6 protein-coding genes are annotated in these 13,402 nt (G+C 33.0%); all 6 read left to right on the forward strand.

What is annotated here, in order from left to right; all coding sequences use genetic code 11:
- Window positions 1–33: 33 nt before the first annotated feature.
- The 6 genes from PL77_RS26695 to PL77_RS26720 all read left to right on the forward strand — a co-directional run bounded on the left by PL77_RS26695 (window position 34) and on the right by PL77_RS26720 (window position 13,099).
- Window positions 34–9,138 (forward strand): T9SS type A sorting domain-containing protein, encoded by a 9,105-nt coding sequence (locus tag PL77_RS26695; RefSeq protein WP_156152567.1) that lies wholly within the window; start codon window positions 34–36, stop codon window positions 9,136–9,138.
- A 240-nt stretch (window positions 9,139–9,378) separates the two neighbouring features.
- Window positions 9,379–9,606, forward strand: a complete 228-nt coding sequence (locus PL77_RS26700; protein ID WP_044212048.1) for a hypothetical protein — start codon at window positions 9,379–9,381, stop codon at window positions 9,604–9,606.
- Window positions 9,607–9,951: 345 nt separating this feature from the next.
- Complete coding sequence (locus PL77_RS26705) at window positions 9,952–10,377, forward strand: hypothetical protein (protein WP_044212051.1); 426 nt, start codon at window positions 9,952–9,954, stop codon at window positions 10,375–10,377.
- Window positions 10,378–10,503: 126 nt separating this feature from the next.
- Window positions 10,504–11,109: a PH domain-containing protein gene (locus tag PL77_RS26710; protein WP_044212055.1), complete on the forward strand. Its 606-nt coding sequence runs from the start codon at window positions 10,504–10,506 to the stop codon at window positions 11,107–11,109.
- Window positions 11,110–11,352: 243 nt separating this feature from the next.
- A complete protein-coding gene (locus PL77_RS26715; protein WP_044212058.1) occupies window positions 11,353–12,243 on the forward strand; it encodes a tetratricopeptide repeat protein in 891 nt (296 codons plus the stop codon).
- A gap of 139 nt (window positions 12,244–12,382) precedes the next feature.
- A complete protein-coding gene (locus PL77_RS26720; protein ID WP_044212060.1) occupies window positions 12,383–13,099 on the forward strand; it encodes a hypothetical protein in 717 nt (238 codons plus the stop codon).
- Window positions 13,100–13,402 lie beyond the last annotated feature (303 nt).

Below are 13,402 nucleotides of genomic sequence, written 5' to 3' on the forward strand. Positions count from 1 at the left end.
ACTAAATAACTAAATATGCTGCAAATTACACTTATGACCTCCCAAATAAGGAGGGGCTTTCTTGTATTATTGTGTTTTCTATTAACCATCGACATCTTTGCCCAAAATGAAATTCCTGGCGATGGATTAATACTTTGGCTAAAAGCCGACGCAGGTTTGACAACTACAGACAATGGTGATGGAACCTCCAGAGTGGATAGTTGGGCCGATCAGTCTCACACCATTACAGGTGTCAATACTGGTTATTACTTTAACAATGATGACAACGAGGATGATATTGTCATTGAAAGTAATGTTGTGAATTCAACATTACCAGCTGTTTTATTTCCTGGTCGATCTCAAAGAGGTTTAACTCTAACGGGACATTCAGGAGATAATTTCTTGCTTAAAAATTATGAAGTGTTTGTTGTATTAAAAGCTAATTCGGGACTAACGGATGTTGGCTTTTTTGCAGGAGGTAATAATTTCCGTTCACTCTATGGTATGTGGAGTAGTGAAAGGTTCTACATGAGAGGTGCACAAGAATCTAGCGGAGGTAATACCGATATTTATACTTGGCCAATTGCACCTGATAAATATGTATGGGGTTTAGTAAGTTTCCAAAGAAATTCATCTTACGAGACGGACTTTACTGCAAATGGCGGAACTTTTACAAACCTTCCGATTAACTCAAGCGATGCAGGGGATAATAGATTAGGTATTATTGGTGGAGCTGATAATGACACAAACTTAGGATGGAGCGGATACATTGCAGAGGTAATTATTTACAATAAAACTACAGGCCTAGACCCAGTGACTAGACTGAGAGTCAATGATTATTTAACAGCAAAGTATGGATTTACACACGAAGAGTTTTCTGATACAGATGAACTATTTAATGGTAATACAACTCCTAATCAAAATATAGTTGTACATGGTAATGATGGGGGAGTTTACACACCTGATCGCACTTACCCTTCAACAACGCTCGATGTATCAGTTACTTCATCGGTTGATGATGATTATTTAATTGTAGGGGAAACAGATGAATCAGGTTTAGTTTTTACAAATGCACCGGAGGATAAAAGAATCTGGGCTAAGAAATTCTATTTACAAAAAAATGGAGATTTAGAGTTTACCTTAAGTTTTGATGTACAGACTTTTGAAGGAAAACCTAATGATTATGATACAGGGGATGGTGCAGAAAGAAGTGAGGCGGACTATGCTTTAGTTTACTCTTCAGATGATGCTTCGGAATATGTTATTTTAGATGGTGTAAATGCTTCTTTCAATGGAGATGACTTTGTAGAGTTTACCCTGTCAGATGCTGATTATGATGTGAATGGAGATGGTTTCTACACTTTAGCATCAAAAGCACCCGAAGCTTTATATACAAAAGGTACTGGTAAATGGGATGATCCAATTTGGACAACCAACCCTTCTGGTGCATCTGATGGTTTAAATCTTATTCCTGGAATAGAAGATAACGTTATTATCAAATCAGGACATGTAGTGACAATTGATGATAATAATGTTACTCTAAAAGATGTGACTGTTGATAAAGGAGGTAAATTGATTGTAGGTAGCACAACTGGCCACACATTTGAAAGTTTAAGTGGAAAAGGCACAATCCAAGTTGAGGGTGATAACTTCCCTTCACCTTCTTCAGCCACTGGGGTCGGTGGATTTCTTACCGCTGATGGAGGTATTGTAGAATTTATTGGTTCAGGTGGCACTCTAACAAATAGTCACACATATAATATAGTTCACGTTGATTTAGATAATACTTCTGATGAATTAGTTTTAGATACTTCGGATCCTATAAGCATTTATGACTCTCTCCTAATTATTAAAGGAAAAGTAGTTTTAGGGACAAGCGATGCTACAGGTGAAGCTGTTGACCTTACAGTAAACGGAAATGTAAGAATTGCTGGTAATGGTGCTCTAGGAGTTGGAACAGACAATGTAGTACATAAAATTACTTTAAAAAGTAGTTTATATAATTCAGGAACGATTGCTTTAACAAACAGAGCAAAAATCACAGAAGATTTTGGGTCGGAAGACTATTTAACGGATTTAGAAACCTATTTTTCAACCTATTTGTCTGGTCAATATGCAATCATAACATTTGATGCTGATAATAAAGACCAAGATCTAATTGCCAACGGATCAACAATCTTATATCAGATTGTGGTAGACAAAGGAACTTCTGATTATTACAATTTGAATATTAGTGCAGGATCAGAAGAACTTTTTGAGATGTATGGTTACAACACGCATTCCAATGGAAGTTCTGGGGGTACTGATGGATCAATGACGACTAATAATGGCATGTTTGTGATGAAATATGGTACTATCCATTTTGGACAAAATATTTATCTCCCAAGCTATGCAAATACTACTGGCAATTATGATTTAGGATTTGGATGTAGAATTTGGGTAGATGAAGGAGCAGATGTCAATTTTGGACCTGTAAATGCATTAACAGTATATGGTAATGTTTTGGTTACTGGTGGTCGTTTAAACATTGGTCTCAATAGTGACGGAACAAGTAATGGAAATGAAAACAGTATCACATTAAGAGAAAAGGGATATTTTGTACAAGAAGGAGGACAAGTTTTCTTAAATCAGATTAAAACATCAAATCTAGGTGTAGATCACCAAGGTTCATTTACTATGTCAGGTGGTGAAATGACTATTTATGGTTATGTACCTGGTAGTAATGTAGCTGCTTTTTCTCTTCCGTATAAAACGAACTCTTTCAATATGTCTGGAGGTACAATTACGATCCATAACCAAGGAAGTAATGTAAGTTACCTTGCGAAGTTTGCAATGGAAGATGGTTTTTATAATGTAACAGGTGGTGAAATTGTACTTGATATTAATTCAGATAGAAATGCAAGTTTTGTTTCTTCCATTCCATTCTATAATCTTACAGTAACCACAGATTATCCATCAAGAAATGTCTCCTTAACTAATGGTTCAGGTACCTTTGGTGATGCTTTACCTAATGAAGGTAATTTGAATGTATTAAATCACCTTGTAATTGAAGAGAACAGTAATCTACAAGTTGGTGAGTTTGATGTTACTATTAGTGGTGACCTTACTTTATATAATGATGCTCAATTGAATATTGATGAGAATAATACATTGACATTCAATGGTTCAAGTGTTGATGATGAAGGGAATGTATTGAATCACTATATTGATATTAGAGATACAGACACTCCTTATGAAATCAATAACTTAGTGATTGATTTACCAAACGCTACTGATGTTTTGGAATTAAGGGATATTAGTGATAATGCTTCCGTTGGAGATACTCGATTGAAAGTAATGAACTCATTATCGTTAACTCAGGGTATTTTTGATTACACAGATTATGTTATTGAAGTTGAAGGAGACCTTTCTTTTGAAGGGAAAATAGGTAAATCAGATTCTCCTGGTCATATTATCTTAAACGGTTCAGCAGGTACAGCACAAAAAATATCATCGAGCTATGATTTAGTAGATGCCCAAATTGCAGATACTACGAATGTTGGTATTGCTCACCTATGGTTAAACAATGCTGATGGGGTAGAATTATCAGATGTCATTTACCTAACTAAATTCACTTGGCAAGAAGGGTTGGTAAAAACGAATGAATTTGGAGTTGTTGTTGGAGCAAACGGGATTGTTAGTGAAGGTGTGAATGCTATTGGCACAAACAACAAATATATTCTGACTAATGGAAATTCTTCTGATGGAGGTTTGACTTACTTTGTAAACGGAAACGGAATTTTTAATTACCCACTTGCATCTGATTTTGATACACCTGTAGTTGGTAGTTATAAATATACTCCAGTAACCATAAATGTTTCTAATGTAACTGAAGAAGGTTTTATTCAGTTTGCGGTAAACAATGGTAGTGTAGTCGACTTTGCTACAGATTCAGATGATGCCTCCAATATATTAGATTATTATTGGAAGTCTAGTACATTTGACTACACTAATGATGCTGGTAAACCTGATGTTACTTTTACATTTAATTATAATGATGAAGATGTAGTAGGTACTGAATCAGACTATGTTGCATCACGTATTTTATTAGAAGGAGATTTCTCAAGAACTGTATTAGGTACTGTAACTGAGGCTTCAAATTCCATAATATCCTCAACCTCTTCAAAGCCATATATTGGTATGTATTCAGCAGGTGATGCTGATCAGTTCTCAGGCCAATTACAAGTGTATTATTCATACCAAGGTCCTGGAGCAGATGGAAATGATGTTGGCCGTGATGCCTCATGGGATGACAACCAGCGATGGACCACTAACGCTGATTGGAAAACAACAGGTCCTGGTACATTACTAGAGAATACTGGAGAACCCGGTAAAGGTGATATTGCAATTATTGGTTTTGGTAAGTGGAATGGATCAAAATATGTAAATAGTTCCGGGCATAGGGTTCTATTAGATGGTATCACTAGGGAAGTAGCACTAGTGAGATTTGAGGAAGGTGATGAATCTAGTACATTTTATATAGAAGAAAATAGCAATGGACTTCCAGAAATAAGAATAAACGATGATTCTGAATTAACAGTTAACGTTGCAGAAGGTATTGGCCGTTTTAGAATGCAAGGAGGAACAGATGCTGATGGATCTAATAGAGGTGTTTTGATTGGTAATGATATGAATGACTTCTTAAGTGAAAGTAAAAGTGAATTAATGATTCAAAATCAATCAGGAAATAATGGAGGAGATCCATTCAATGACTTTATCATTCCATCTTATCCCAAATATCCTACACTAAGACTTTTTGGAGGTTCTTCAGGTGGCGAATATGTTTTTGATGATGCTATTACTGAAGCAGTTCAAATTAAGAGGATGTTAATTGAAGGTTTGGTATTAAGATTAGATAAAAGCCTTGAAATTGAGGGTACTTTAAATATAGGAGGAGCTCAAGATGGTGATTTAATTTTTGATGCTTCAGAAAGTATACAACTATCATGTCATGATATTAAATTTGATAATATTTATAATAATTCTAATGATGCAGAAAATAAAATATTAACGGAGGGAACTGATGATATAGAACATAGATTGATTGTGAAAGGAGGAATTGAGATTGTTTCTATAAGTGCGGGTGATCAAAATAATATTGAATTTGATTTGTATAACGGTGAAACTGGAAATAAAGTAATATTAGAATTACAAGGTGAGGATAATGGAGTATTCAGTAATGCATATACAAGCGAAGTTGTTCCTGAATTGTATAAAATCGTAATGAATAAAGGTACCTCTAACGTGCCAACCTTTACGATGAATACTAATTTTACTTTGCCATCGAGCACAACAGAAGAGTTAATTACTTTTCAAAACGGGACACTTATTCTTGAAAATAGTAATATTAATATTACTCCATTTGCAGTAACAAGTTCTATTTGGAATTTAGCTTCAACTGCTGGTTTAACAATAAATCAGGGTACTGTAAATATTACAGGTGACGGATCAAACCTTCTATTAGGTGGAAAGTTAACTGTAGGTGGTGGTACTTTAAATCTATCAAATGCAAGTCAGGAAAATTCAATCGTGTACTCCGTAACAGGAGAAATTGAATTAACAGGAGGTGCGATAAATGTAGGGTCAGAATTACGAAGAGACTTAGCAAGTAATGACGCAAGCTTATACTACAAACAATCTGGTGGTGTTTTCACAACGGGTCTTCAAGGAAACCCTAATAGTGCCACTAGAGGTACATTTGAAGTATTAGGTACTGAATCATCATTTGATTTTAGTGGTGGTGAAATTATCGTTCATTCTGGAAAAATTGCTTTAGATGCAGCCACATCTTCAGTAGTAGAAAGTGCTGAAATTAAATTGGGTAATAATACTACGACTGAAACAATTGATGTTGAGTTAGCAAATGAAGTAGGTAAGATCGAATTAATAGCTGATGTTACCGCTGACGTTGTTATTAATGATATACAAATGGCGGGAGATCTAGAGATTCCTTCTAGTGCAACACTTAATTTGAATAGTAGAAATCTATCTACGGCTGGTAGTATAACAAATGAAGGTACACTGAATGCTTCAACTTCAACGATTAGTATGGTAGGTTCAAATGCCCAATCTATTTCAGGTTCTAATGCAATTACGACTCAAAATATGATTGTAGCAACGGAGGGATCTACAGTAACGATGAACGCTGATATTACGGTATTGAATGATCTAACTATTACTTCAGGTGTTTTCTCAGATAATAACAATACTGTTAATGTAGAAGGAAACCTGACTGTTGAAGGGTCTCATACGACAACCGGAACTGGTAGAATTAAATTAAATGGATCAAGTGCTCAGTCGATTGATATTTCTGGAAGCTTAGGCCGTATGGAAATAGACAATTCAAATGGGATCAATCTAGAAAATAATATTGCATTAGTAGCTGAAGAAATCGTATTTACAAATGGTGTATTGAACATTGATATCTTTGGGTTGAACTTAGGATCAGATATCTCATTAGTGGCAACTACAGCATTTGATAAAGATAATATGATTCAGTTGAACGGAGGCTTAAATGCTAAAGGTGTTCAAATCGAATTACCGTCAGATGCAATTGCAACAGAAAAAGTAATTCCAATTGGTTATCCTGGAACTTATGCTCCAGTTGGTTTCTTTGGTGATTTTGATGGTGCAAGTGCGGTAATTAAACCAATCAATACAATGCACACAGTTGCGGCTAATGACGGAGTGACTGATCATGCTTTAGAGCAGTTCTGGAGATTTGAATTCTCAGAAGAAGGAGTTGCTAAAGAAAGATATGTTTCTTTATACTTTAATGCTATCAACGTAAAAGGAACAAAGAGTAATTATCAAGGTGTTATTATTGATAACGATGCGAATATTAGAAAACCTATTAATATTACAGACGGTTTAAGTGACGATTTAACGAATAATAAAATCAAGATCAACTTAAATAGTCCATTGATTACAGGTGATTATTTTGCAGCCGAAGATGATGCTACTCCTGATAATATCATTAGATATAAATTAAAAGATGGGGTAACAGATGCGAGTTTAGATGATGTCGGTTCTGGTAAGTGGGAAGTATCCACTGATGGGGGTGGAAGTTATTCTGATTTGGGATCTGCGCTTACATCAGGTACTATTTTAGAAGTTCCAGCAGGAGTAAATCTTGAAACAACAAGCTTAGGTGATTTAGGTTTCAAGTCTTATTATAGAGCCATCATTAATGGTACATTAGAAGTCCACGTTAGAGATAGAGATATAGTTTTTAATGATGTAATAGGAGATGGAAAAGTAAAATTCTATATCAATTCAGATACAGTTGGGCAAATGCCATTTGCAGACTGGGAAGACTTCTATACTTCTGGTGGAGGTATTATTGTTGAAGGTAATGCTACCAACCCTCTATTAAGTTTAAATGCACCAGTAAGTGATGATCAACTTACAATAGGAAGCCTTGAATTAATAGGTACGGGTTCTGATCAAGTTTGGGAATTACCTGATGGTAATGGTTTAAATATGGCATCGGGAGACCTTACTATTAATAACGTTGAATTTGAAATTGGAACATCATCCACTGTAAATAACATAATTGTCGAAGGTGGAGGAATATTTACCTCAAATACTTCATCTTCTTCAGTTGCAAATGGAGATCTTACTGTAGCTTCAGGTTCTTCATTTAATGTTACAGCAGGATCATTCAATGTAAAAGGAGAGAATGCGACTATTCAGGGTACACTAAAACTTGAAAATTCATCTGATCTAAATGTAGATAATGATATCATTATGAGAGATGGATCGACTTTAGATTTAAGCCTTGGGTCAGAGCTAGCATTAGGAGGAGATTTTATTGACTCTACAACAGTTGCCAATTTATCCGGTGCTACTCTTACTTTTAACGGTTCATCCGGAAATCAAAACTTCAGTGGTGACTTTAAATCTGCTGATAGTAAATCAATTGATAATTTGAAAATTGATAAATCAAGTGGAGAAGTCGTATTATCTGGAAGTAATACAAAAGAAGTGAACAAGCTAGTGTTAAATTCTGTTCTGAATAATACTGGTAACGATGATGGCTCATTACTAATTCTTGGTGAAACTAGTGATGCAACAGGTAACTCTTATGTTGATGGACCGATGTCTAAGAAATTAAATCTTGATGAGAGTTTTGTATTCTTAGTCGGTGGTAATGGATCTCAGAGAAAGTTAGAAGTTATCTATAGAGAGAATGAATCAGGAACTGCTGAAAAGCAATGGACTGTAGAACACTCCCCAGATGATACTGATGCAAGATTGACTATTGATGAAGACGCAAACTTTACAGTTGTATCTAAGGATTTTCAATGGAGAGTTACTGATATATTAGCAGGTGGTGGTATTAACGATAATGAAAGTAAAGCAGATATCTATGCCTATTACGAAGAACTAGGAAAAAGTTCAAGTTATGCACTTGCTATTTGGGATCCTTTCCCATTATTTGGTTCATCAGAATGGAGTAGAGCGAATGACCCTTTACATAATACTGATGACTATTTTGAAACTTATGATGTTGATTTTAGTGAAAAATATTTAGCAATTGCAGCAACAGATGAATCAACAGATTTACCAGTAGAATTAATTTCTTTTGATGCTATTGCAGAAGTATCAAAAGTAAAACTTGAATGGTCTACCGCTTCAGAGGTAAATAATGATGGATTCGAGGTTCAGCGATCAATAGACGGAGAGAATTGGAGTAGTATAGGTAGGATAGAAGGAGCAGGTAACTCGTCTGTTCGTTTGGATTACTTATTTATAGATGATAATCCAGTGATGAACCAAATGTCTTACTACAGATTAATTCAGACTGATTTTGATGGAAGCGAAACTGTTTTTGATCCAGTTCCTGTATTTATAGAAGGCGATGCAGCAGAAGCAGGTTTAGTTGTATATCCAAACCCGGTACATGATGGTAAATTAAATGTATTATTAAAATCATGGAAAGGAGATGTTGAAATAGGTTTATACACTGCTTTAGGTTATAAGGTTATAAGTGACCAATGGACTTATGGAGATCGTCAGACTAAAGAACTTAAAGTTGATAATCTACCAAGAGGTGTTTACTTATTAAGATTGAAATCAGGTAAAACTGTAAAATCGAAAAGGGTAATTATCGAATAAAAAGGAAAATAAATTCCACTTGGAATACCTTGCTCAATTAAGTTTGGGCAGGGTATTTTTTTGCAGTGTTCGCTCATCTTAACGACTATATCTTCATAGGTATCCCCAGTTATGAGCTATGCCACGTTCTTATTCTGAGAATAGCACCTCATCATCTGAACTTAGCTTTTAAACCATTATCGCCTTATATTAAAAAGTACTTAATCAAATCGTTTAAGATGAGAATAAATAATTGATGGTATGGGAAGAGAATATCAAATAATATCTATTGAAAAAGTTGAAAATACTTCACCTGATTCTAAAAGGAATAGGTTTAATGTTGTGGCAGTAAAGCTTGATACTAAAAATGAAATTGAATTAAATAATATCTCATTACCAAGTTTTGTTATCAAGGGAGATTTCATAAGATGGTGTGAGCATTATTTTTTCGATGTTGTAGATAGGAATGGAGATTTTATATATCGATAAACATTAATAAGTACGTACTATTTTCAACCCACTTGATTGAATCAATATTGTGAGACGTCTTACTTTAAAGAAATATAATCCCTCTCTATGGCTCACGAAGAATCCATACTTGTTTTGTAATACATTAAACTGTACCTTGAAACGGTTTTCAACAATCTATCAGCAAACTTAAGGGACGTTGAAACCACATTTAACTATTGTAAAAATACCAAGGTGTAATCATAAATATAAAGAGGCATAGTGGTGTTTATTTGATGTTAGCTAGTATAGTGTTTTTAGCAACTAAATTTCGAGATTAGTCTATAAAAGTAATTCAATGAAATTTGTCTTTAAAAAATCGAAGAAATGAATAAATTGCTTTTTCTTTTAATAATATTATTAGCTTTTAATATAAACTATTCATATAGTCAAGGTTCTAAGGATTCAATTCTAAAAGCAAGACAGTGTGAGTTGGATAGTATTGAAAAAAAACAAATTTTTCATTCATATGGAAAAGACGATATTATTGGTTTTAATCAATCAAAATTAAATAAGGTATTTTTAAAGAATGTTTTATGGTCAAAAGATTATGACAAATTACCTCCTACAAAAGTATACTTTTCTTTTGTCTTAACATCAGAACAAAAAATATTAAATACATGTAGTAGTCATGAAATTAAAAACCATGATATTCTAATAAAGAAATTATTAAATTGGTTTATCTCGAATGAAATTAAAGTCAAAAATAGTACTAGGTTCACTGTTTTTTTCTCATGTATAAAATATAATTAATTCACTAGCTAACGAATATGCTAAACTCCAAGTCTCGGTTGACGCACCCGCTGGTCGTATTTTTGCCATAGAGTTAGCTTGTTACATAAACTATAAATTCAGAATCTTCAATTGAATAACTGACAAATGAAAAGACAAAACGACAAAAGCAAATTTGATTTAATAAAAGATAATGATGAAGAAATCTTATGGGAAAGTAAACCTGAATTTACACCTTTTATCTTAGTTGGTTTGTATCACGTTTTATTAGGATTGATTATACCTGCTGTTATTTTTTTAATTTATTATTTCGGGAATTTTGATAGAAATATGGATTCTGGTTATTGGTTTTTAATGCTTGTTTTTATTGCTCCAATACTATCTGGTTTATATCAAACATTCTATAACCTATTCAATTACTCTAATACTTCATTTGCCTTGACAAATAAAAGAATAATGTTTAGTTCAGGGTACTCTTTTGTTGATTTCAAGACAATAGATTTGGATAAAATTATAGAATTAGAAGTTGAGACTAATTTTATTGAAAAAATTTTTAAAGTTGGAACGATAAAATTTTTTAGTGGTAGAATAAAGAATGGTGAAGGCAGTTCAACAAAACTATATGATGAATGGAGTTCTATAAAAGAGGTATTGACTATTTACAAAATGGTTAAAGAAGTTTCGTTTGATTTTCAACACTCAAATATTTCAAAATTTGGAACAAATCCTAGTGACAGTCAAAAAGCTAATTAAACATAAAATTAACGCAAGCTAATAATTTAGGCAAATAACATAGTTTTAATATATACCTCATCTATTAAACGTTAATTAAAATACAGACAAACTTTACTATGAATAAAATAGGTAGCACATTAAAGATTGAATTTTAAAAACTGTAGTAGAGAGGGTTAGTACTGTTCTTTGTGTATAAATCGTTACATCTGCAGCAATATTTTAAGGGGTTCAGTAATCCAGTTATTAGGCTAAAAATATCAAATGAAGCTATTCACTAATTTTATTTTATCTAGACTATTGAAAAAAGCGAATAAGCTAGAATCAAGAGAGGAGTTCCAAAAATCACTAGATCTTCACAAGAAGATTTTGTCTAAAAACCCAAATTATCAAGCTTCTTTAGTGGGTGCTTCTATATGTTTACTCAATCTTGGTCATTATCAGGATGCTCTACAACATATCAATAAAGTAATCAATAATGAAGAAAAACCTGCTGGTTCTCAGTATATGATTAGAGCATTAGTTTATGATAAAATGGGTGATTTAGCACGGACAATAAGTGAACTTGAACAGTTATTGAATAGGGGAGAGTTAGCAAAGGAAAATTTCCCATATTTCGGAGTGAAGTTATTTGAAGCAGGAAAATATCATGATGCTAAAAAAATGTTCTATAAAGCTTTGGAGGTCAGTGATAACAATGAGTTAATAAACTTATGCATTGCGGATTGTTATTCAAAGCTAGGTAAAAATAAAAACCAAAGGCAAGTTCTTGAAACTGTAATTGAAAAGAACCCAAACAATGTTACTGCACTTAATAACCTTGGTTTTCTACATTTAAATAATAATGAATATCAGCAGGCATTATTAATTTTGAATAAAGCAATCAAATTGGATCCAAATTATGCCTTTGCCTATAACAATAGGGGGTATGCTCAATTAAAAATAGGCGCTTTTGACGAGTCATTTAAAGACATCTCTAAATCAATTGAATTAGACCCCAATAATTCATACGCTTTTCGAAATCTAGCATTATACTATTTGGAACTAAATAAAGTAGATGATGCATTGAATTCATTATACAAATCGAAATCATTAGGATTTAGAAATAAATATGGCTCTGAAGTAGATGAATTAATCAAGAAACTAGAATTGTAAAGTCCATAAATCACGGGCTATCACCGTTTATACACACGACAAAGCAATGCTTGTTTTGTAATACATAAAACTGTAAATTGAATTGGTTTTCAACAATCTAACAGCAAACTTAAGGGTTGTTGAGACTACTTTTTATTTAATGTTATTAATAAAAAGAATTACTTTGAGGTATTTACTTCTATCATTAATAGCTCTGTTTACTTCTTGTAAGACTAAACAACTAGATCATCCATTTACATATCTTCATCAAATTGATAGAAGTGATACTTTAAAACTAAGCGAGTTTGAAAGCTACATTGAGCTCTACAAGAAAGCTGATAGCTTGGTGGAAAATCAATACATTGAGAAAAAATCTCGCTTTCTGATACTAGAGACAACAAATACATTTATACCTGTAGCCTTGGATGTTATATGGTGTAATAACTTTGCTATTTGCGACTATAGTTTAAGGAATATATATGGAGTGGAGACTGAATTAATTATAGATGAGCAAATTATTAAGCAATTTATACTCAATAACTCAAAAAAAATGGAGCTGTCTGAATCGCCTAAAAAAGCATTAATATTTTTGAATTATAAATTAGAGACTGAACTTTCATCAATTGAATCAGATTTAGAATCACTTACTGAAGCCTATAAAGTAATTTGGGCACATTCAGCTGATTCAATTTATAATAAAGCTTTAGATAATCTAGTAGGTAATCAAATAAAAGATTTAGTGAATGATTCGGTTCCTTATTTAGTAGAATTATTTTATAGAGATACCACGGTTGTAGATTCTATAGAGGTGGAGAGGATAATTGAAGAAGAAGAAGAACTCGATAAAATCATAAATGAGGAATTCCCTGAATTTTGACTTTAGGAATATTCCTTAAAAATAGGGAAAGATTAAACTTCCAATTTGGGAAAAAATATTTAAAAGATAAATTAATAACAGCTAGAACTCCTTGGCATAGTGGATATGACCTTGATCGTAGATTAGCAAATTCGTTGGTAATTATACTAATTAAAATATCATATGAAATACCTTTCCAAAGAAATCTATTATCTTAAATTTAATCCTTTAGATGAAATTTTGATACAGGAAAAATTAAGTTTCATGAAACCTATCGATTGCATAATCGATAAAAATCTATAGTTACCCCATTAGTTTGGACTG

The sequence above is a fragment of the Flammeovirga sp. OC4 genome (genome assembly GCF_000812565.1).
Lineage (GTDB): Bacteria > Bacteroidota > Bacteroidia > Cytophagales > Flammeovirgaceae > Flammeovirga.

What these genes read in the sequence shown, in the direction of transcription:
- PL77_RS26695 (WP_156152567.1), top strand. Translation starts at nt 34, where the DNA reads ATGACCTCCCAAATAAGGAGGGGCTTTCTTGTATTATTGTGTTTTCTA.
- PL77_RS26700 (WP_044212048.1), top strand. Translation starts at nt 9,379, where the DNA reads ATGGGAAGAGAATATCAAATAATATCTATTGAAAAAGTTGAAAATACT.
- PL77_RS26705 (WP_044212051.1), top strand. Translation starts at nt 9,952, where the DNA reads ATGAATAAATTGCTTTTTCTTTTAATAATATTATTAGCTTTTAATATA.
- PL77_RS26710 (WP_044212055.1), top strand. Translation starts at nt 10,504, where the DNA reads ATGAAAAGACAAAACGACAAAAGCAAATTTGATTTAATAAAAGATAAT.
- PL77_RS26715 (WP_044212058.1), top strand. Translation starts at nt 11,353, where the DNA reads ATGAAGCTATTCACTAATTTTATTTTATCTAGACTATTGAAAAAAGCG.
- PL77_RS26720 (WP_044212060.1), top strand. Translation starts at nt 12,383, where the DNA reads ATGTTATTAATAAAAAGAATTACTTTGAGGTATTTACTTCTATCATTA.